Source organism: Streptomyces sp. URMC 123 (genome assembly GCF_051386515.1).
GTDB lineage: Bacteria > Actinomycetota > Actinomycetes > Streptomycetales > Streptomycetaceae > Streptomyces.
Map to the genome: position 1 here is coordinate 7,853 of NZ_JBPQTV010000037.1, position 22,830 is coordinate 30,682.

A 22,830-nucleotide genomic window follows, 5' to 3' on the forward strand; every position below is an offset into this window, starting at 1 on the left:
GCGGTCACAGCTGCTCGTCCAGGAAGGCGAAGATCTCGTCGTCGGTCGCCTCGTCGAGCCGGTCCGCCACGGTCGTCGCCGTGGCGCCGCCGCCCGCCCCAGCGGCGGCACCGGTGGCGGCACCGGCGGCGGCTCCGCCCTCGGCGGTGGCAGTGGCGGTGCGGTCCTCGCGGCCGCCCCGGGGCCCGGCGGCGCCGCGCCCGGGGGTGTCGAGCTCGGTCAGCAGCCCCAGGAGCCGCTGCCGCACCTCGGCCCGCCGGGTCTCGTCCGAGCCCAGCAGGGCGACCGCCCGCGCGAGTTCGTCGATCCCGGCCAACGCGGGGTCCGCGGCCAACGCTCCCGGTGCTCCCGGCGCTCCGGTGCCACGCGGCAGCTCCCCGTCGAGCCACTCGGCCACGTCCTTCGGCGTGGGCCGGTCGAAGGCGAGCGTGGTCGGCAGCCGCAGATCGACCAGGCGGCCGAGCCGGTTGCGCAGTTCCACGGCGGCCAGGGAGTCGAAGCCGATCTCCCGGAAGGGGCGTTCCGGGTCGACCTCGGCGGCCGACGCGTGCCCGAGGACCTCGGCGACCTGCTCGGTGACCAGGTCCAGCAGGGCCTCGGACCGCTCCTCGGCGGGGAGCGCCACGATGCGCGCGATCCGTCCGGCGGAGGCCCGGGCACCTTCGGCGCCGCGCCGACCGGCCGCACCGGAGGCGCTGCCCCGGCCGGTCCCGGTGCGCGTACCCGTACCCGTACCCGTGCCGGCGGCCGTACGGCGCAGGGCCGCGGGCAGCAGCCCGCGCAGCAGCGGCGGCACCGCGGCCGCGCCGTTCTCCTTGGCCGTGCGCCGCAGGGCGGCGCCGTCGAGCAGGAGCGGGACGAGGACGGCGGGCCCGTCCCGGTGCCCCGTCAGGGCCCGGTCGAGCAGGTCGAGCCCCTGCTCGGGCGGCATCGCGGCGATGCCCTCGCGGCGCAGCCTGCGGAGCGCCACCTCGTCCAGGCCGCCGGCCATGCCCGCCCGCTCGTCCCACAGGCCCCAGGCCAGGGACACGGCGGGCAGCCCGGCCGCGCGGCGGACCCGCGCGAACGCGTCGAGGACCGCGTTGGCCGCCGCGTACGAGCCCTGCCCCGGGCGGCCGAGGAGCCCGGCCGCCGCCGAGAACAGGACGAACGCGCGGAGCGGCCGGTCGAGCGCGGCCGCGTGGTCGAGCGTGGCCTCGTGCAGATTCCGTACGGCGTCGGCCTTGGCCCGCAGGACGGTGTCGAGCCGCTCCGGGGTCAGGCCGGCGAGGGCGCCGTCGTCCAGCACGCCGGCGGTGTGCACCACGCCGGTCAGCGGGTGCTCGGGCGGGACGGCGGCGACGGCCCGGCGGACGTCGGCGGGGTCGGCGAGGTCGCAGGCCACGAAGGTGGTGGCGACCCCGAGTTCGGCGAGCTCCCGCTCCAGGGCGGCGGCTTCGGGGGCGCCGGGGCCCCGCCTGCTGACCAGGAGCATGTGGCGCACGCCGTACCGGCGCGCGAGGTGCGGGGCCACCCGCCGGCCCAGGGCGCCGGTGCAGCCGGTGATCAGTACGGTGCCGTCGGGGTCGAACGGCGCGTCGGAGGCGGCGTCCCCCTGGGTGTCGCGGCTCGAACCGCCGTCGGCCGGTACGAGGGTCGGCGCGAGGACCACGCCGGCGCGCAGGGCCAGTTGCGGCTCGCCCGAGGCCAGGGCCCGGGGCAGGGCCGCCCGGGACTCCGGGGAGTCGTCCAGGTCGACGAGGATGAAGCGGTCGGGGTACTCCGACTGCGCGGAGCGGAGCAGCCCCCACAGGGCGGCGCCCGCCAGGTCCGGCACATCGCCGGGTCCGGCCTCGACCGCGCCCCGGGTGAGGACGGCGAGCCGGGCGCCCGCGAGGCGCTCGTCCTCGGTCCACTCCCGCACCAGGGCAAGGCCGCGGCCGAGGGCGGCGCGCACGGGATCGGTTCCGCCCGCGTAGGCGTACGCACCCGTGCCCGCGTCCGTGTCCGTATCCGTGTCCGCACCGGTGTGGGGCGCGGCCGGCTCGGCGAGATGGGTGCCGGTGGGTGGCACCACGACCAGCTCGGGGAGGGGCGCCCCGGCGGTCAGGGCGGCGCGCAGGGCGGTGAGATCGGCGTGCGCGGCGTCCTCCGCGCCGGGCAGGGCGCGGAGAGCGACGCTCTCCTCCCGCGCGGCCTTCTCGGCGGGCTTCCCGTCGACCGCGTCAACGGCCGTGGCCGTCGTCGGCTCCGTGGCCGTCCCGCCCGCGTCCGGCCCGAGGACCGTCCAGACCGGGGCACCCTGAGCGGCGTGAGCGCCGTCGGACAGCTGCGGCACCGGCTGCCAGTCGACGCGGTACAGCGGTTCCGGCGCGCTGTCCGCCCCCAGGGCCACCGGGCGCAGCAGCAGCGCGTCCAGGGTGAGCACGGGCGCGCCCTCGGGGTCCGCGGCCCGCACCGAGAAGCCGGCGCCGTCGCCCGCCGGGGCCAGCCTGACCCGGAGGGTCCCGGCCCCGGTGGTGTGGAGCGCGATGCCCTGCCAGGAGAACGGCACCAGAGTGGTGCCGCCGTCGGGGCCCGCGCCCGAGCCCGAGTCGGAGCCGGGGCCCGTGTCGGGGCCGGTGCCGGTGCTCGTGTCCGGCAGCAGCCCGCCGGCGCGCCACGGGTGGAGGGCGGCGTCGAAGAGGGCCGGATGGATGCCGAACCCGTCGCCGTTCCCGGCCGCCTCGGGCAGCCGCACCTCGGCGAAGAGCTCGTCGCCGCGGCGCCACACGCCGGACAGTCCGGTGAAGGCCGGGCCGTAGCCGTAGCCGTCCGCGGCGAAGCCCGCGTACAGCTCGTCGACGTCGACCGGCTCGGCCGCGGGCGGCGGCCAGGCCCCGGCGGCCCACGTCGTCTCCGGCGCGGCCGGCGCGTCGGGCGCGAGCACGCCCTCCGCGTGCCGGGTCCACTCCGGCTCCTCGCCGTCGCCGTCCCGCCCCGGTGCCTCGGGGCACGCGGAGAGTACGACGGTCCGCCGGCCCCGCTCGTCGGCCGCCTCGACCAGGACCTGGAGCCGCAGGCCGCCCCGCCGGGGCACGATCAGGGGCGCCTGGAGGGTGAGTTCCTCGACGCCGCCCGCCCCGACCTCGTCGGCGGCCCGCAGCAGCAGGTCGGCGATCGCCGTCCCGGGGAGCAGCACCGTGCCGGAGACGGCGTGGTCGGCCAGCCAGGGGTGGGTGGAGAGCGCCACCCTGCCGGTGAGCAGCAGGGCGTCGGAGCCGGCGATCGGCGTGGCGCCACCGAGGAACGGGTGGTCCCGCCAGCCGAGGCCGAAGCGGGCCGCGGCCGCGGCGCCGGTGGTGCCGGACACCGAGCCGGACGCCCAGTAGTCACGGCGCTGGAAGGCGTAGGTGGGCAGGTCGATCCGCCGGCCGGCGGTGCCGGAGTACGGGGCGGACGCGTCGAGTTCGGCCACATGGGTGTGCAGGGTGGCGAGGGCGGTGGTCAGGGTTTCGGACTCCGGGCGGTTGCGGTGCAGGGCGGGTACGAGGGTGAGGTCGCCGTCGTCGTCTCCGTCCAGGCAGTGGCCGGCCATGGCGGTCAGTACGGCGTGGGGGCCGATCTCCAGGAACGTGTCCACGCCGGTGGCACGCGCGGCACGCACACCGTCCGCGAACCGCACCGCCTCACGAGCGTGACGCACCCAATAGTCCGGGTCGCACAGCTCGTCCGGACCGGCCACCGCACCCGTCACATTCGAGATCACGGGGAGCTTCGGCGCATGAAACTCCACCGTGGCGGCGATCTGCCGGAACTCCTCCAGCATCGGCTCCATCAACGCCGAGTGGAACGCATGCGAAACGGTCAGCCGCTTGCACTCAATGCCCCGGCCGTCGAGCTCAGCCGCCAGCTCCTCCAGAGCTTCGACCTCACCGGAGAGCACCACCGAGGCAGGTCCATTGACCGCCGCCACCGACACCCGACCACCCAAACCAGCCACAACGTCGAGCAATTCGGCCTCGGGAGCACGCACCGACAGCATCCCGCCACCAGCAGGCAGCGCACCCATCAACCGGCCCCGCGCCACGATCAACCGCGCCGCATCCGCCAGCGAGAACACCCCCGCCACACACGCAGCAGCGATCTCACCCACCGAATGCCCCAGCACCACCGAAGGCCGCACCCCCCGAGCCTCCACAGCCCGGAACAACGCCACCTCCAGCGCAAAAAGCGCCGGCTGAGTGAACTCCGTCCGATCCAACAAAGCAGCCCCATCGCTGCCCACCCCGGCAAACATCACCGACCGCAGCGACCGACCACCCACCTCCCCCACGGCCTCGAAAACCTCGTCCAAGGCGGAAGCGAACGCAGAGTCGCCTTCGTAGAGTTCGCGGCCCATGCCCGCGCGCTGCGCGCCCTGGCCCGTGAACAGAGCGGCGATGCGACGGCCTCGTACAGCCGATCCCCGCACCACCCCCGGCACGGTGTCCCCGGAAGCGACCGCGTCGAGGCCCGCCATCAGCTCCGCACGGTCACGGCCGATCACCACCGCGCGTTCCGCGAACGACGCCCGGGTCACCGCCAGCGAGTGCGCGACATCCACCGGATCGGCGTCCACCCGCTCCACGTGCTCACGCAGCCGCACCGCCTGCGCCCGCAGCGCCGCCTCCGAACGACCCGAAACCGCCCAGGTGAGGAGCGACGGACCAGTGCCCTCGCCCGTCGGGCCGCCGTCGGCCTCTTCGGAAACCGGCGGGGCCTGTTCGATGACGACGTGGGCGTTGGTGCCGCTGACGCCGAAGGCGGACACCGCCGCCCGGCGCGGGCGATCCTCCCGCTCCGGCCAGAGCCGCGCCTCCCTCAGCAGCTCCACCGCACCGGAGGACCAGTCCACCTTGGACGAGGGGGAGTCGACATGGAGCGTGCGCGGCAGCATCCCGTGCCGCATCGCCTCCACCATCTTGATCACACCACCCACACCGGCAGCCGCCTGCGTATGACCGATGTTCGACTTCAACGACCCCAGCCACAGCGGCTGCCCGGCGACCCGCTCACGGCCGTACGTGGCCAGCAGCGCACCCGCCTCGATCGGGTCCCCCAACGCCGTACCCGTGCCATGGGCCTCCACCGCGTCCACCTCGGACGCGACCAACCCCGCATCTGCCAACGCCTCGCCAATGACCCTCTGCTGCGCCGGACCACTCGGAGCCGTCAACCCATTGCTCGCACCGTCCTGATTGACCGCGCTGCCCCGCACCACCGCCAACACCCGATGACCGTTGCGCCGGGCATCCGAGAGCCGCTCGACCAGCAACACCCCCACGCCCTCGGCCCACGCCGTACCGTCCGCACCCTCCGCGAACGCCTTGCACCGCCCGTCCGACGCGAGCCCGCGCTGCCGCGAGAACTCCACGAACACCGTCGGCGTCGCCATCACCGTCACACCACCGGCCAGGGCCATGTCGCACTCGCCCCGCCGCAGCGACTGCACCGCCAGGTGCAGCGCCACCAGCGACGACGAACACGCCGTGTCGACCGTCAGCGCGGGCCCCTCCAGGCCCAGGGTGTAGGCGACCCGGCCGGAGATCACGCTGCCGAGGGTGCCGGTGAGCACGTGACCGCCGTAGGTCTCGGCGGCGTCCCCCAGTTGACCGGCGTAGTCCTGCTGGGAGATGCCGGTGAAGACCCCGGTGCGGGTGCCGCGCAGCGCGTCGGGCACGATGCCGGCCCGCTCCAGCGCCTCCCACGAGGTCTCCAGCAGCAGCCGCTGCTGCGGGTCCATCGCCGCCGCTTCACGCGGCGAGACGCCGAAGAACTCCGGGTCGAAGCCTGCCACCTCGCGCAGGAACCCGCCCTCGCGCACATAGGTCTTCCCGGGGGCGCCCGGCTCCGGGTCGTACAGCGCCTCGGTGTCCCAGCCCCGGTCCGCGGGGAACGGGGTGATGGCGTGCTCGCCCCCGGCGACGAGGTCCCAGAGGTCCTCGGGCGAGGCCACCCCACCGGGATAGCGGCAGGCCATGCCCACGATCGCGATCGGCTCGTGATCGTCGGCTTCCGACCGGAGGGCGCCGTTCGGGGCGTTCTCCGCCGGGCCCTCGGCTCCGAACAGTTCGTCGTGCAGATGCCCCGCCAGGGCGGTCGGATGGGGGTGGTCGAACAGCAGGGTGCTCGGCAGGGCGAGCCCGGTGGCGGCGGTCAGCCGGTTGCGCAGCTCCAGCACGGTGAGGGAGTCGAACCCGGCGGCGCGGAACGCGGTCTCCGGGTCGATCGCCGCGGCCGAGCCGTGGCGCAGGGTCTCGGCGGCCTCGGAGCGCACCAGGTCGAGGAGGGCCCGCCGGCGCTCCGGCGCGGAGAGCCCGGGCCGCAGCCAGGGCCGGCCCTCGTCCGTTCCGCTTCCGCCCCCGGAACGGGCCTCCCCTGTCCGCCCCTTCTGCCCGGCCTGTGCGGCGCGGGCAGCGCGGGCGGCGCGGGCGGCGCGGGCGGCGCGGGCGGCCGGGACGCCGTCGAACAGCGCCCGGGCGCGGCGGGTGGCGGAACGGCCGACGAACGTGTCCCAGTCCACCTCGGCGACGATCAGAGGGGCTCCCTCGGCCGGGGAGATCCGGCCGGCTCGGGATGCCCCGGACGCCCCGTCGACGGCGCGGATCACGCCGCCCAGCGCACCGCCCAGCACCTCGTCCAGCACATCCAGCGCGCGCTCGGGGTCCAGCGCCCCGATGCCGTCCCGCTCGAAGGACGTGGCCCCCGCCCCGGCCGCCATTCCGCCGCCGGCCCACGGGCCCCAGGCGATCGAGGCGGCCGGCAGCCCCCGGGCCCGGCGCCGCTGCGCGAGGGCGTCGAGCGCGGCGTTGGCCGCCGCGTACGAGCCCTGTCCCCCGTTGCCCCACACCCCGACGACGGAGGAGAAGAGCACGAAGGCGTCCAGCGGCAGGTCGGCGGTGAGCTCGTCCAGGTGGCGGGCCGCGGTGACCTTGGCGCGCAGGACGGCGTCGATCCGCTCGGGAGTGAGGGCGTCGAGCACGCCGTCGTCGAGCACACCCGCCGCGTGCAGTACGGCGGTGAGGGGCCGGTCCTCGGGGATGCTCGCGAGCAGCGCGGCGAGCGCGTCGCGGTCGGCGGCGTCACAGGCCGCAACGGTCACCTCGGCGCCCGATTCGCGCAGTTCCTCGACCAGTTCGGCCGCTCCGGGGGCGGCCTCCCCGCGACGGCCGACCAGCAGCAGATGCGGCGCGCCCGCTCCTGCCCCCGCTCCTGCCCCCACGCCCGTCTCCGCTGCCGCGTCCGCTCCCGCTCCCGTTCCCGTTCCCGCTCGGGCGAGCCTGCGCGCCACCTGGGCGCCGAGGGCCCCGGTGCCGCCGGTGATCAGTACGGTGCCGGACGGGCGCCCGCCGCCCCGCGCGTCCTGCGCGACCCGGGCGCCGGTGGCGGACCCGGAGGCGGAACCGGCGGCAGGGGCGGGCACCACGCGGCGTACGTGGACGCCGGAGGGCCGCACCGCGAGCTGGTTGTCCTCGCCCCCGGCGAGCAGCGCCCCGACGAGCGCGCGGAGCGCGGCGGGCGCCGGGTCGGTCGGCAGGTCCACCAGCCCGCCCCAGCGCTGGGCCAGTTCCACGGCGGCGACCTGGCCCAGCCCCCAGAGCTGGGCCCCGGCGACGGACGGCGTCTCGTCCGGCCGGACGGCCACCGCGTCGCGCGTGACGATCCAGAGCGGGGCATCGGGCCCGGCCTCGCCCAGGGCCTGGATCAGCGCCACGGCGTCGGCCGTGTCGGGCTCGGCCGGGGCGAGCCACAGGACGCCCGTCCGGTGCGCGGCCCCGTCCCCGGCGGCCTGCAACAGCCGTGCGGCCTCCTCCCGTCCGGTGCCGGACGGCAGGGCCACGGTGTGCACCTCGCCGCCACGGACGGCGAGTTCGCGCGCCACGGCGGCAGCGAGTCCGGTGCAGGTCTCCTCGCCGGCCCCCTCGCTGTCCGGGGCGAGCAGCAGCCACCGGCCCGCCGGGCGGGCGGGGCCGAGGTCCGTGCCGGCCGGCTGCCAGGCGACGCGATAGCGCGGCCCGGCCGCCTCGGGGGCCGTGTCCGTGCTCGTGCCCGTGGCCGTGACCGCGCCCGTCGCCCGGGCAGGCGCCGCGGCGGGGGCAGGGGCCAGCCAGTAGCGGTCCCGCTGGAACGGATACGTGGGCAGGTCGACCCGCCGCGCGCCGCTCTTCCGGTGCGGCTCCGCCCAGTCGACATCCGTGCCCCGCACGCAGAGGGCCGCGAGCGCACCCGTGAGCGTTTCCGGCTCGGGCTGGTCGCGCCGGAGGGCGGGTACGAGGGCGAGGTCGCCGTTGTCGTCTCCGTCCAGGCAGTGGCCGGCCATGGCGGTCAGTACGGCGTGGGGGCCGATCTCCAGGAACGTGTCCACGCCGGTGGCACGGGCGGCACGCACACCGTCGGCGAACCGCACCGCTTCGCGGGCATGACGCACCCAGTACTCCGGGTCGCACAGCTCGTCCGGGCCGGCCACCGCACCCGACACATTGGAGACCACCGTCATGCGCGGCCGATGAAACTCCACCGTGGCCGCCACCTGCCGGAACTCCTCCAGCATCGGCTCCATCAACGCCGAGTGGAACGCATGCGAGACGGTCAGCCGCTTGCACTCAATACCTCGGGCATCGAGCTCGGCCGATAAAGCGTCCAGAGCCTCGATCTCGCCGGAGAGGACCACCGAGGCCGGGCCATTGACCGCCGCCACCGACACCCGACCGCCCAAACTGGCTACAGCGTCGTGCAGTTCGCCCTCGGGAGCACGCACCGACAGCATCCCGCCACCCGCAGGCAGCGCCCCCATCAGGCGGCCCCGGGCCACGATCAACCGCGCCGCATCCGCCAGCGAGAACACCCCCGCCACACACGCAGCAGCGATCTCACCCACCGAATGCCCCAGCACCACCGAAGGCCGCACCCCCCGAGCCTCCACAGCCCGGAACAACGCCACCTCCAGCGCAAAAAGCGCCGGCTGAGTGAACTCCGTCCGATCCAACAAAGCAGCCTCATCGCTGCCCACCTCGGCAAACATCACCGACCGCAGCGACCGACCACCCACCTCCCCCACAACCTCGAAAACCTCATCCAAAGCAGCCGCGAACACCGGATCGGCGGCATACAACTCCGCACCCATCCCCGGACGCTGCGCCCCCTGCCCCGTGAACAGAACCGCCGTACCACCGCCGGTGACCGTGCCCCGGTGGGCCGTCGGGGTCCGGTGGCCCGCGGCGAGCGCGTCCAGTCCGGCGAGCAACTCCGCACGGTCGCGGCCGATCACCACCCCGCGCTCCGCGAACGCCGTACGCGTCCGGGCCAGTGAGTAGGCGACATCCGCCGGGTCGGCGCCGACCCGCTCCACGTGCTCGCGCAGCCGCGCCGCCTGCGCCCGCAGCGCTTCCTCGGAGCGGGCGGACAGCGGCCACGCCAGGACCGAGGGCGGCTCGGCCGTGGCGGCGGCGGTGCCCGGTGCCTCGGCCGGCGGCTCCTCCAGAATCAGATGGGCGTTGGTGCCGCTGATGCCGAAGGAGGACACCGCGGCCCGCCGCGGCCGGTCCGCGCGCCGCGGCCACGGCCGCGCCTCCGTCAGCAGCTCCACCGCGCCCGCGGACCAGTCGACGTGCGCGCTGGGCCGGTCGGCGTGGAGCGTCCGCGGCAGCGTGCCGTGGTGCATGGCCAGCAGCATCTTGACGACACCGGCGGCCCCGGCGGCGGCCTGGGTGTGCCCGATGTTGGACTTCAGCGACCCCAGCCACAGCGGCTCGCCGGCGGCCCGCTCACGGCCGTACGTGGCCAGCAGCGCACCCGCCTCGATCGGATCGCCCAGCGCCGTGCCCGTGCCATGCGCCTCCACCGCGTCCACCTCGTCCGGGGTGAGGCCGGCGTCGGCCAGGGCCGCCCGGATGACGCTCTCCTGCGCGGGTCCGCTGGGCGCGGTGAGGCCGTTGCTCGCGCCGTCCTGGTTGACGGCGCTGCCCCGCACCACCGCCAGCACCCGATGACCGTTGCGCCGGGCGTCCGAGAGCCGCTCCAGCGCCAGGATCGCGACGCCCTCGGACCAGGCGGTGCCGTCGGCGTCGTCGGAGAACGGCTTGCACCGGCCGTCGGGGGCCAGCCCGCGCTGTCGGGAGAACTCCACGAACATGCCGGGGCCGGACATCACCGTGGCGCCGCCGGCCAGGGCCAGCGCGCACTCGCCCCGGCGCAGCGCCTGCACGGCCAGGTGCAGGGCCACCAGCGACGAGGAGCACGCGGTGTCGACGGTGAGAGCGGGTCCGCGCGTGCCGAGGGTGTAGGCGATGCGGCCGGAGGCCACGCTGGCCGTGGTGCCGGTGAGCAGATAGCCCTCGTACCCGTCGGCTCCTTCGTGCAGCCTCGGCCCGTACTCGGGTGCGACGGCGCCGACGAACACCCCCGCGTCGGTCCCGCGCAGCGACTCCGGGAGCACCCCGGCGTCCTCCAGCGCCTCCCAGGTGGTCTCCAGCAGCAGCCGCTGCTGCGGGTCCATGGCGGTCGCCTCGCGCGGGGAGATGCCGAAGAACTCGGGGTCGAACTCGGCGGCGCCGTGCAGGAAGCCGCCCTCGCGCACATAGGTCTTCCCGGGGGCGCCCGGCTCGGGGTCGTACAGCCCGTCGAGGTCCCAGCCGCGGTCGGTGGGGAAGGGCGAGATCGCGTCGCCGCCGGAGGTCAGCAGGTCCCACAGGGCGGCGCGCGAGTCCACGCCGCCGGGGAGGCGGCAGCCGACGCCGATGACGGCGATCGGGTCGTCGCCACCACCGGGGCCGGTGGCCGACGCGTCGACGCTCCCCGCGTCGGTGCTCCGGGCCCCGTCGCCCCCCGCCCCGAGCAGCGCGGCGACCAGGTGGTCGGCGACGGCGCGCGGGGTCGGCAGGTCGTAGACGAGCGTGGCGGGGAGGGTGAGACCGGTGGCCCGGTTCAGCAGGTCGCGCAGCTCGACCGCGGTGGCCGACTCCAACCCCTGGGCGGTGAAGGGGCGGTCGAGCGCGATCTCGTCCGGACCCTCGTGGCCCAGGACGGCGGCGGTGGTCTCCAGGACCAGCCGGACGAGCCGCTCCGGCGTCGACGGCACCTCCGGGGAGGGCACGGCCGGCGGCTCGTCGGCCGGTACGGTTTCGGGCGCGCGCTCCCGGCCCAGCGCCGGCGACCAGTGGGTACGGCGCTGGAAGGCGTACGTCGGCAGGGGCACCCGGCGGGCGGTGCTGCCCGAGTGGAGGGCGGCGACGTCGAGTTCCGCGTCCCGGGTGTACAGCGTGGCGAGGGCACCGGCCAGCGTCCGGGGCTCCGGGCGGTTGCGGTGCAGGGTGGGTACGAGGGCGAGGTCGCCGTCGTCGTCCCCGTCCAGGCAGTGGCCGGCCATCGCGGTCAGTACGGCGTGGGGGCCGATCTCCAGGAACGTGTCCACGCCGGTGGCACGCGCGGCACGCACACCGTCCGCGAACCGCACGGCTTCACGGGCATGACGCACCCAATACTCCGGGTCGCACAGCTCGTCCGGACCGGCCACCGCACCCGACACATTCGAGATGACCGTCATGCGCGGCCGATGAAACTCCACCGTGGCCGCCACCTGCCGGAACTCCTCCAGCATCGGCTCCATCAACGCCGAATGAAACGCATGCGAAACGGTCAGCCGCTTGCACTCAACACCCCGGCCGTCGTCGAGCTCGGCCGCCAGCTCCTCCAGAGCTTCGATCTCACCGGAGAGGACCACCGAGGCAGGTCCATTGACCGCCGCCACCGACACCCGACCACCCAAACCGGCCACAGCATCGAGCAATTCGCCCTCGGGAGCGCGCACCGACAGCATCCCGCCACCAGCAGGCAGCGCCCCCATCAACCGACCCCGCGCGACAATCAGCCGCGCCGCATCCGCCAGCGAGAACACCCCCGCCACACACGCAGCGGCGATCTCACCCACCGAATGCCCCAGCACCACCGAAGGCCGCACACCCCGAGCCTCCACAGCCCGGAACAACGCCACCTCCAGCGCAAAAAGCGCCGGCTGAGTGAACTCCGTCCGATCCAACAAAGCAGCCTCATCGCTGCCCACCTCGGCAAACATCACCGACCGCAGCGACCGACCACCCACCTCCCCCACGGCCTCGAAAACCTCATCCAAGGCAGCCGCGAACACCGGATCGGCGGCATACAACTCCGCACCCATCCCCGGACGCTGCGCCCCCTGACCCGTGAACAGAACCGCCGTACCACCGCCCGGGGCAGCCGTACCGGTCCGCACGGCCGCCGGAGCCGTGCCGCGGGCGAGCGCGTCGAGGGCGCTGATCAGTTCCTCGCGGTCGCCGCAGGGCAGCGCGGCGCGGTGGTCGAAGAGGGTGCGCGTGGTGGCCAGGGAGTAGGCGACGTCCCGCGGGTCGGCGCCGGTGCGCGCCAGGTGGTCGCGGAGCCGGGCGGCCTGGGCCCGCAGCGCCGCGTGGGAGCGGGCCGACAGCAGCAGGGGCGGCACCGTGTACGGCTCGGCGGCGGGGGCCGGGGGCCGTATCCCGTCGGCGGGCGCCGGCTCCGGCTCGGGCAGGTGCTCCAGCACCACATGGCAGTTGGTGCCGCCGATGCCGAAGGAGCTGACGCCGGCCAGCAGGGGCGTGCCGTCGGGGTCGGGGTCCAGGGCGACCGGCGCGGTCGGCACGGTCAGCCGGAGCCGCTCCAGGGGGATGGCGGGGTTGGGGGTCACGAAGTTGAGCGAGCCGGGCAGGGTGCGCTCGCGCAGGCACAACGCGGCCTTGACCAGGCCGGCGATGCCGGCGGCGCCCTCCAGGTGGCCGATGTTGGTCTTCACGGAGCCGACCAGCAGGGGGGTGTCCGCGGGCCGTCCGGCGCCGTGGACCGCGCCCAGGGCGTGGGCCTCGACGGGGTCGCCCACGGGGGTTCCCGTGCCGTGCAGTTCGACGAAGCGCACCCGCGCGGGGTCGACGCCCGCCCGGTCGCAGGCCGCCCGGAGCACCGCCTCCTGGCCCTCGCGGTCGGGGGCGGTGAGGCCGGGGCCGCCGCCGTCGTTGCCGAGGGCGGCGCCGCGCACCAGGCAGTACACCCGGTCGCCGTCGGCCAGCGCGTCGGCGAGGGGCTTGAGGACGACGGCGGCGCCGCCCTCGCCGCGCGCATAGCCGTTGGCGCGGGCGTCGAAGGTGTGGCAGCGGCCGTCGGGGGAGAGCGCGCCGAGCCGTTCCATGGCGGCCGAGCCCTCGTCGGCGAGGATCAGGTTGACGCCCCCGGCGATGGCGACGCGTGAGGTGCCGGCGCGCAGGGACTCCACCGCGAGGGCCACCGCGGCCAGCGACGAGGACTGGGCGGTGTCGACGGCCAGGCTGGGGCCGCGCGTGCCCAGGACGTAGGAGAGCCGGTTGGCGAGCATGGCGCGCTGGAGGCCGGTGGCGGTGTGGGGGCCGACCGGCGCGCCGGCCCGGTGCAGCAGGGTGGCGTAGTCGTCGTTCATGGCCCCGACGAAGACGCCGACCGGTTCGCCGCGCAGCGAGCCGGGGACGATCCCGGCGTCCTCCAGCGCCTCCCAGCCGAGTTCGAGCATCAGGCGCTGCTGCGGGTCGGTCTCGGCGGCCTCGCGCGGCGACATGCCGAAGAAGGCGGCGTCGAAGTCGCCGGCCGTGCCGATGGTGCCGCGTCGGCGGCCGTCGGGCGCGCGGTCGATCGCCTCGGCGCCGTCGATCAGCAGTTTCCAGAATTCCGCGATTCCCGGGGCGCCGGGAAATCGGCACGACATTCCGACAACGGCAATGGCATCGGATCGGTTGCCACTTCGGGACATCACGAGATCTTCAGACACCAGCATTCCTCATGTGCTCGCCGTGCACGTCACGGAATTCCCGCTTCTTCTTGATCTTCATGATCGTACAGCGGGGTATCCGCGGGGCGACAGGATCGGTCAACGATCGCGAATCCATTGTGTCAAGTTCGCCCGGGGGGCAGTTCATTCGCCGGGACAGCGCCGCGGCAACACTGCCGCCGCGCCTGGACGGACACATTCCGGAATTCTTTCCGGCGAAAGGGCGGGCGGCATTGTGTCAGGTCCGCATTGCGGTTTCGCGAGGCGATGCGGAACCGCGATGACGGATCGGAAAACACACGGCGGCGGTGGGGCCGGGGCCCCACCGCCGCCGCCGTTCCGCAGGGTGCTCTACGCGTGCGCGCCGCTCCGGAGCCCGTCCCACGCGGCCAGCAGTTCCCGCTCCCGCTCGGGCGCGAGACCGGCCCGGTGGCCCCAGGAGTTGACGAGGGGCAGCTCGGGCGGGGTGCGGTCGCTCAGGACCGCCCAGGCGTCCCGCGCGGTCTCGGCGATCGGGCGGCACACCAGGCCCGCGGCCTCGGCCCGGTCCGTGGCGGTGGCCCACAGGGTCAGCTGGTCCGGCCGGTCGGGAATCCACATCGCGAGGTCGCTCCAGGGCTCCACCCCGCGCTCCAGCAGGAAGGCGTCGTCGGCCCAGACGAGTTCGGCCCGCGACCCGGTGGCGGCGGCGCACGCGGCCAGCCAGTCGCCGTACGTGGTGTGGCGCTCGGGCGCGGCCACCACGAAGGGGCCGGTGCGCCGCTCCTCCAGGCAGCGCAGGCCGAAGAGGGCGATGTCCCGGGCGTCGATGATGCGCATGCCGATGTCCGGGCTGCCGGGCGCGAGCACCCGCCGGCGCTCGCCCTCGGCCGTGCGCAGCCGCCACAGCCACGAGTCCATCTGGCCGACGTTGTCGTGCGGGCCGACGATCACCCCGGCCCGGAAGAGGAGGGTGTCGCCGGCGAAGTCGCGGACGACGGCGCGCTCGCAGCCGGCCTTGAGGACGCCGTAGTCGCCGTCGTCCTCCCCGGCGTCCGGGGAGCAGTCGTGGGTGGGCGAGTCGTCGTCGACCGTGGGCGCCGTGCCCCAGTCGCGGACGGCCGCCAGGCTGGAGACGTAGAGGTAGGTGTCGGCGTGGCCGGAGAGCGCGCGGGCCGCGGCGCCGACGACGCGCGGCACATAGCCGCAGGTGTCCACCACGGCGTCCCAGCGGCGGCCCCCGTCGACCAGCCGCTCCAGGTCCGCGGCCACCTGCCGGTCGCCGTGGACCGCCTCGACCCCGGGAAGGTCGGCGGCGCTGACACCCCTGTTGAAGGTGGTGACCTCGTGGCCGCGGGCCAGGGCCTCGGTGACGAAGGCCCGGCCCACGAACTGCGTGCCACCGATGACAAGGATCTTCACGGGATGTACCGCCCTTTCTGTGGTTCCGGAGAAACAACGGGGAATTGCCGCGGCCGCGACGCCGACCCGTACCGACCCGCGCCGAACCGTGCCGCCCCGTTTCATCCCGCGCCCGGCCGCACCCGTACGGGAACGCGAATTCCCCCCGCATTCCGTGACCGGCCGGGCCCCCTCCGCACGTGAACAGCGAAGTGTTCAGCACGGGCGCGGCCGACGGCAACCGCCGAACCGTGAATGTGTCAGGTTCCCCGCGCCCCTCCGGCCGTTTCCCGGGGCGCCTCTTCCGGCGCTCCCGACCCGAAGGTCATTGTGTCAGGTCCACCTTGCTGGCGATCTTGGGCGATTCATAGGCTCCGCCGGCATCGAGGGACCGAGAGCGGCGTGTCACGCGCCCGGTCCGCACCACCACTTCCCCAAGGAGTACGGCCGATGACCGAGGCCATGACAGAGCCGCTCGAGCTCAGCAAGGAGGCGAACGCCCAGGAGCTCCTGGACTGGTTCGCCTTCAACCGGACGCACCACCCGGTGTTCTGGGACGAGGGCCGGCAGGCCTGGCAGGTCTTCCGTTACGACGACTACCTGACCGTCTCCAACAATCCGCAGATCTTCTCCTCGGACTTCAACGAGGTCATGCCGACCCCGCCCGAGCTGGAGATGATCATCGGTCCGGGGACCATCGGCGCCCTGGACCCGCCCGCCCACGGCCCCATGCGCAAGCTGGTCAGCCAGGCGTTCACGCCGCGGCGGATGGCCCGCCTGGAGCCCCGCATCCGGGCCGTCGCCCAGGAGCTGCTCGACGCGGTGCGCGGCCGGGAGACCATCGACGTCGTCGGCGACCTCTCCTACGCCCTGCCCGTCATCGTCATCGCCGAGCTGCTGGGCATCCCCTCCGACGACCGCGACGTGTTCCGCGAGTGGGTCGACACCCTGCTCACCAACGAGGGCCTGGAGTACCCGAACCTCCCGGAGAACTTCCAGGAGACCATCGCGCCCGCCCTCCAGGAGATGACCGACTACCTCCTGAAGCAGATCCACGCCAAGCGGGAGGCCCCGGCCGACGACCTGATCAGCGGCCTGGTCCAGGCCGAGCAGGACGGCCGCCGGCTCACCGACCAGGAGATCGTCAACATCGTGGCGCTGCTGCTGACCGCCGGCCACGTCTCGTCCAGCACCCTGCTCAGCAACCTCTTCCTCGTGCTGGAGGAGAACCCGGGCGCGCTGGCGGACCTGCGCGCCGACCGCGAGCTGGTGCCCGGCGCGGTGGAGGAGACGCTGCGCTACCGCAGCCCCTTCAACAACATCTTCCGGTTCCTCAAGGAGGACACCGACATCCTCGGCCCGCGCATGACGAAGGGCCAGATGGTCATCGCGTGGAGCCAGTCGGCCAACCGGGACCCGGAGCACTTCCCGGACCCCGACACCTTCGACATCCGGCGCGAGAGCGGCTCCCGCCACATGGCGTTCGGCATCGGCATCCACCACTGCCTGGGCGCCTTCCTGGCCCGCCTGGAGGGCAAGGTGCTGCTCGAACTGATGCTGGAGCAGATCGAGTCGTTCCGCATCGACCACGGCAACACCCTCTACTACGAGGCCGACCAGCTCACCGCCAAATACCTGCCCGTCCGCGTCGAGTGGAGCTGACCGAGCCGCCGGCCCCCGGCTTCCGCGGTCCGCACCGGCCGCGGGGCCGTGCCCGTCCCGAGAGGAGCGCCGCCATCGCCGAGAACACCGCCGAGTCCGCCCACGCCGTGCGCGTCGGCAGGATCAAACCGTGTCGGCTGATCAGGTTGGAACAGCACATCGATCCGCGCGGCAGCCTCTCCGTGGTCGAGTCCGAGATGACCGTGGACTTCGCCATCAAGCGCGTCTACTACATGCACGGCCAGTCGGAGTCGTCGCCGCCCCGGGGGCTGCACGGGCACCGCACGCTGGAGCAGTTGGTCATCGCCGTGCACGGCGGGTTCTCGATCAGCCTGGACGACGGCTTCCAAAGCACCACGTACCGGCTGGAGGAGCCGGGGGCCGGGCTCTACATCGGGCCGATGGTGTGGCGGGTGCTGAAGGACTTCGCGCCGGACTCCGTGGCCCTCGTCCTCGCCTCGCGGCACTACGAGGAGTCGGACTACTACCGCGACTACGACACGTTCCTGCGCGACGCCTGGAGCCTGACGTGACCGCGGGGCCCGCCGTGACGCCGGGGCCCGCCGTGACCGCGGAGCGCGCCGGCGACCGCCGCCCGGAGCCCGCCGTGACCGTGCCGTTCCTCGACGTGGGCGCGGCCTACCGGGAGCTGCGGGCCGACATCGACGCGGCCCTGGCCCGGGTGGCCGCCTCCGGCCGCTATCTGCTGGGCCGCGAACTGGACGCGTTCGAGGCGGAGTTCGCCGCGTACTGCGACAACGACCACTGCGTGGCGGTCGGCAGCGGCCTCGACGCGCTGGAGCTGGCGCTGCGCGCGCTGGGCATCGGCCCCGGGGACGAGGTGGTGGTGCCCGCGCACACCTTCATCGCCACCTGGCTGGCCGTGTCCGCCGTCGGGGCCCGCCCGGTGGCCGTCGAGCCGACGCCGGACGGGCTGTCCCTGGACCCCGCGCTGGTGGAGGCGGCCGTCACCCCCCGCACCCGGGCCGTGATGCCCGTGCATCTGCACGGGCACCCGGCCGATCTGGACCCGCTGCTGGCGATCGCCGAACGGCACGGCCTGGCCGTGGTGGAGGACGCCGCGCAGGCGCACGGCGCCCGCTACCGGGGCCGCCGGATCGGCTCGGGCCACGTGGTCGCGTTCAGCTTCTACCCCGGCAAGAACCTGGGCGCCCTGGGCGACGGCGGGGCGGTGGTCACCGGGGACGCCGCCGTGGCCGAGCGCGTCAGGCTGCTGCGCAACCTCGGCTCCCGGGAGAAGTACCGGCACGAGGTGCGGGCCGGCCACTCCCGGCTCGACGAGTTCCAGGCCGCCGTGCTGCGCGCCAAGCTGCCGCGGCTGGACGCCTGGAACGCCCGCCGGGCCGCCCTGGCCGAGCGCTACACCCGGGCCCTGGGCGCCCTGCCCCCGATCGCCGTCCCCACCACCGCCCCCTGGGCCGACCCGGCGTGGCACCTGTACGTGATCCGCTGCGCGGAGCGCGACGAGCTGCGCCGCCGGCTGGCGCGCGCCGGGGTGGAGACCCTGATCCACTACCCCGTGCCGCCGCACCGGTCCCCCGCCTACGCCGACGACCCGGCCGGCGCGCCGGCCGGCACCCATCCGCACAGCGAACGCCTGGCCGCGGAGTGCCTCAGCCTCCCCCTCGGGCCCCACCTCGGGGACGACGAGGCCGACGCCGTCGTGGCGGCGGTCACGGCGGCGGCCGCCGGGCTGCCGGCGCTCGCGCCGCCGGGCGGCCCCCGTCCTCCCCTATCGACGGAGAAACGATGACCGAGACCCTATCGGGGCGTCCCGGAATGAAAGGGATCATCCTCGCCGGCGGCGGCGGAACCCGCCTGCGGCCCCTGACCGGGACGCTCTCCAAGCAGCTCCTGCCGGTCTACAACAAGCCGATGATCTACTACCCGCTGTCCGTGCTGATGCTGGGCGGCATCCGCGAGATCCTGGTCATCTCGTCGACCCAGCACATCGAGCTCTTCCAGCGGCTGCTGGGCGACGGGTCCCGGCTGGGCCTGGACATCACCTACGCGGAGCAGCCCGAGCCGCAGGGCATCGCCCAGGCCCTCACCATCGGCGCCGAGCACATCGGTGACAGCCCGGTGGCGCTGATCCTGGGCGACAACATCTTCCACGGCCCCGGCTTCTCCTCGGTGCTCCAGGGCAGCATCCGCCACCTCGACGGCTGTGTGCTGTTCGGCTATCCGGTGAGCGATCCGCAGCGGTACGGCGTCGGGGAGATCGACCGGGACGGGCTGCTGCTCTCCCTGGAGGAGAAGCCCTCCCGGCCGCGCTCCAACCTGGCCGTCACCGGGCTGTACCTGTACGACAACGACGTGGTCGACATCGCCAAGAACATCCGGCCCTCCGCGCGCGGCGAGCTGGAGATCACCGATGTCAACAAGGTCTATCTGGAGCAGCGGCGCGCCCGGCTGATCGAGCTCGGCCACGGCTTCGCCTGGCTGGACATGGGCACCCACGACTCGCTGCTCCAGGCCAGCCAGTACGTCCAACTGCTGGAGCAGCGCCAGGGGGTGCGGATCGCCTGCATCGAGGAGATCGCCCTGCGGATGGGGTTCATCGACGCCGACGAGCTGTACCGGCTCGGCCGCGAGCTGGGCACGTCCGGCTACGGCGCCTATCTGATGGAGGTGGCCTCCCATGCCGGTGCCGCGTGAGACGGAGCACTGGGCGGCCGCCCGGACCGCGAGCCGGCGGCCGCTGCGCGTCCTGGTCACCGGGGGCGCCGGCTTCATCGGCTCGCGCTTCGTCAACGCCCTGCTGGACGGCTCGCTGCCGGAGTTCGGCAAGCCCGAGGTGGTGGTGCTGGACGCCCTCACCTACGCGGGCAACCTGGCGAACCTGGCCCCCGTGGGCGACTGCCCGCGGCTGCGGATCATCCAGGGGGACATCTGCGACCGCGCCACCGTGGCCTGGGCCATGGCGGGCGCCGATCTCGTGGTGCACTTCGCGGCCGAGTCGCACGTGGACCGGTCGATCGACGACGCCGGCGCCTTCGTGCGCACCAATGTGCTGGGCACTCAGGTCCTCCTCGACGAGGCGCTGCGGGCGCGGCCGGGCCGGTTCGTGCACGTCTCCACGGACGAGGTGTACGGCTCGATCCCGGAGGGGTCGTGGCCGGAGGACCACCCGCTGAGCCCCAACTCCCCGTACGCCGCCTCCAAGGCCGCCTCCGATCTGCTGGCGCTGGCCTTCCACCGCACCCACGGGCTGCCGGTGTGCGTGACCCGCTGCTCCAACAACTACGGGCCGTACCAGTACCCGGAGAAGATCATCCCGTTGTTCACCAGCAATCTGCTCGACGGGGCGACCGTCCCGCTCTACGGCGACGGCGGCAACCGCCGCGACTGGCTGCACGTCGACGACCACTGCCGGGGCATCGCCCTGGTGGCCCTGGGCGGCCGCCCCGGCGAGGTCTACAACATCGGCGGCGGCACCGAGCTGACCAACGCCGAGCTCACCGACCGCCTGCTGCGGCTGTGCGGGGCCGACCGGTCGGCGGTGCGGCAGGTGCCGGACCGCAAGGGCCACGACCGGCGCTACTCCGTCGACTACACCAAGATCGCCACCGAGCTGGGCTACGCGCCGAAGATCGGCATCGACGAGGGGCTGGCGGAGACCGTGCGCTGGTACCGCGAGAACCGCGCGTGGTGGGAGCCCCTCAAGAAAGGACGTTGAACCCCGTGTCCGCTTCGACAGATCCGCACGCCCTGTGCGACCTGTGGCTCCGCCGGTACCGGCCGTGCGCCGCGCCCGCCGTGCGGCTGGCCTGCTTCCCGCACGCGGGCGGCTCCGCCACCTCCTTCCTGCCGTTCGTGCGGGCGCTGCCCGAGGAGGTCGAGGTGCTGGCCGTCCAGTATCCCGGCCGGCAGGACCGCCGGAGCGAGCCGCTGATCGACACCGTCGACGGCCTGGTCGAGCCGCTGGCCGAGGTGCTGCGGGCGCACGCCGACCGGCCGCTGGTGCTCTTCGGGCACAGCATGGGCGCCACGGTGGCCTACGAGGTCGCCCGGGTGCTCCAGCGGCAGGGCGCGGGGCCGGCCGCGCTGGTGGTCTCCGGCCGCCGCGCCCCCACCACGAACCGCCCGATGACCGTGCACCTCTACGACGACGACCGGCTGCTGGCCGAGCTGCGCTCGCTGGACGGCACCGACGAGAGCCTGCTCGCCGACCCCGAGCTGCTCCAGCTGGTGCTGCCCGCCATCCGCAACGACTACCGGGCCGTGGGCACGTACACCCACCGCCCCGGCCCCCCGCTGGACTGCCCGCTCACCGTGTTCACCGGCGCCGACGACCCGAACGTCACCGCGGCGGAGGCCGCGGCGTGGGCGGAGGTCGCGGTGGCCGGCGCCCCGGTGCGCACCTTCCCCGGCGGCCACTTCTTCCTCCACCAGCGGCCCGCGGAGGTGTGCGCGGCCCTGGTCGACACGCTCGCGCCCCTGCTGCCCGTGGGCACCGGGGGGACCCATGCGACCTGAGCCGGGGTCCGTCGCCGAGGCCGACTACGCCGACCGCCGGCAGACGGCCGAGCGGGTCCGCCGGTCGGCCGAGACGCTCGACAGCCGGGTGACCCCCATGGTGGAGGTGACGGGCTGGCTGGCCGCGTACCGGCGGGCCCACCACTTCCACGCGCGGCCGATCCCCTTCGGCGCGCTGCGGCGGTGGGCCTTCGACCCCGGCACCGGCGACCTGCGCCACGAGACGGGCCGCTTCTTCGCCATCGAGGGGCTGCGCACCAGCTCCGACCTCGACCCCGTCGACCGCGTCCAGCCGATCATCGCGCAGCCCGAGGTGGGGCTGCTGGGCATCCTGGCGCGCGAGTTCGACGGGGTGCTGCACTTCCTGATGCAGGCCAAGCCGGAGCCCGGCAACGTCAACGGGCTCCAGCTCTCCCCCACGGTGCAGGCCACCCGCAGCAACTTCGACGAGGTGCACCACGGCCGCTCCACGCCGTTCCTGGACCGCTTCATCCAGCGCCCGGGGCGGCGCGTCCTGGTCGACGCCATCCAGTCCGAGCAGGCCGACTGGTTCCTGCACAAGCGCAACCGCAACATGGTCGTCGAGATCGACTCGGACCTGGCGGCGCACGACTCCTTCCGATGGCTCACCCTCGGGCAGATACGGCGGCTGCTGCGCCGGGACGACCTCGTCAACATGGACACCCGCAGCGTGCTGGCCTGCCTGCCCACCGCGCACGACGCGCCCGACGGCGACGGCGCCGGCGGGGACTTCGCGGCGGCGCTGCGGCACTCCTTCTACGGGGACGCCGAGCCGCTGCACGACCTGCACGCCGTCACCGGCTGTCTCACCGACGTCCAGGCGCTGCGCGTGCTGCGCCAGCAGAGCGTGCCGCTCCGGCAGGCGTACGAGGACGGCTGGCAGCGCACGGAGGACACCATCCGGCACCGCGACGGCGGGCGCTTCGAGATCATGGCGGTCGAGGTCACCGCGGAGCAGCGCGAGGTGGCGTCCTGGACGCAGCCGCTGCTGCGCCCCTGCTCCCAGGGGCTGATGGCGCTGGCCGTCCGGCGGATCAAGGGGGTGCTGCACGCCCTGGTGGCGGCGCGCTCGGACGTGGGCGCGCTGAACGTCGCCGAGTTCGGCCCCACCGTGCAGTCGCGCTCGGCGCCGTCGCGCGACGGGGGCGGGCCGCCGCCGTATCTGGAGTACGTGCTGGGCGCGGCGCCGGACCGGGTGCGGTACGACGCGGTGCTCTCGGAGGAGGGCGGCCGCTTCTACCACGCACGCAACCGGTACCTGGTCGTGGAGGCCGGCCAGGAGCTGCCGGTGGACTGCCCGCCGGGGTTCCGCTGGGCCACCCTCGGCCAGCTCACCGAGCTGCTGGCGCACGGCAATTACCTCAATGTGGAGCTGCGCACGCTGATCGCCTGCGCCCACGCCTGCTACTGAGCTCCCGAGGAAACGGAGAAACACCGTGGGGGGGGGGGGGGGGGGGGGGGGGGGG

At 74.5% G+C, this 22,830-nt stretch carries 9 protein-coding genes; 7 read left to right on the forward strand and 2 right to left on the reverse strand.

Features of this window, described 5'->3' with window-relative positions; genetic code table 11:
- Positions 1–4 precede the first annotated feature (4 nt).
- Together ACSNOD_RS07700 and ACSNOD_RS07705 are read right to left on the reverse strand one after the other, a co-directional pair.
- Positions 5–13,738 (reverse strand): SDR family NAD(P)-dependent oxidoreductase, encoded by a 13,734-nt coding sequence (locus ACSNOD_RS07700; protein WP_436766014.1) that lies wholly within the window; start codon positions 13,736–13,738, stop codon positions 5–7.
- 414 nt (positions 13,739–14,152) lie between these two features.
- Positions 14,153–15,202 (reverse strand): NAD-dependent epimerase/dehydratase family protein, encoded by a 1,050-nt coding sequence (locus ACSNOD_RS07705; protein ID WP_436766015.1) that lies wholly within the window; start codon positions 15,200–15,202, stop codon positions 14,153–14,155.
- A gap of 429 nt (positions 15,203–15,631) precedes the next feature.
- Between ACSNOD_RS07705 and ACSNOD_RS07710 the strand changes: the two genes are divergently transcribed.
- Genes ACSNOD_RS07710 through ACSNOD_RS07740 form a run of 7 tightly spaced genes read left to right on the forward strand, consistent with a single transcriptional unit; the run spans position 15,632 to position 22,775 of the window.
- On the forward strand, positions 15,632–16,843 hold the full coding sequence (locus ACSNOD_RS07710) for a cytochrome P450 (RefSeq protein ID WP_436766016.1): 1,212 nt from the start codon (positions 15,632–15,634) through the stop codon (positions 16,841–16,843).
- Positions 16,834–17,376 carry a sugar 3,4-ketoisomerase gene (locus tag ACSNOD_RS07715; RefSeq protein WP_436766017.1) on the forward strand — a complete coding sequence of 181 codons (543 nt, stop codon included), beginning with the start codon at positions 16,834–16,836 and terminating at the stop codon, positions 17,374–17,376. The genes ACSNOD_RS07710 and ACSNOD_RS07715 overlap by 10 nt, the downstream gene beginning before the upstream one ends.
- Positions 17,373–18,617 carry a DegT/DnrJ/EryC1/StrS family aminotransferase gene (locus ACSNOD_RS07720; protein WP_436766018.1) on the forward strand — a complete coding sequence of 415 codons (1,245 nt, stop codon included), beginning with the start codon at positions 17,373–17,375 and terminating at the stop codon, positions 18,615–18,617. Before ACSNOD_RS07715 ends, ACSNOD_RS07720 begins: the two co-directional genes overlap by 4 nt.
- Before the next feature lie 26 nt (positions 18,618–18,643).
- The gene (gene rfbA / locus ACSNOD_RS07725; protein WP_436766019.1) at positions 18,644–19,522 is read left to right on the forward strand and encodes a glucose-1-phosphate thymidylyltransferase RfbA; all 879 of its coding nucleotides are present in this window, start codon (positions 18,644–18,646) and stop codon (positions 19,520–19,522) included.
- A 43-nt stretch (positions 19,523–19,565) separates the two neighbouring features.
- Positions 19,566–20,543, forward strand: a complete 978-nt coding sequence (gene rfbB / locus ACSNOD_RS07730; RefSeq protein ID WP_436766022.1) for a dTDP-glucose 4,6-dehydratase — start codon at positions 19,566–19,568, stop codon at positions 20,541–20,543.
- 5 nt (positions 20,544–20,548) lie between these two features.
- Positions 20,549–21,343, forward strand: a complete 795-nt coding sequence (locus tag ACSNOD_RS07735) for a thioesterase II family protein (RefSeq protein WP_436766020.1) — start codon at positions 20,549–20,551, stop codon at positions 21,341–21,343.
- Entirely contained in the window at positions 21,333–22,775 is a 1,443-nt protein-coding gene (locus tag ACSNOD_RS07740; protein WP_436766021.1) for an NDP-hexose 2,3-dehydratase family protein, read from the forward strand. Before ACSNOD_RS07735 ends, ACSNOD_RS07740 begins: the two co-directional genes overlap by 11 nt.
- Positions 22,776–22,830: the final 55 nt, after the last annotated feature.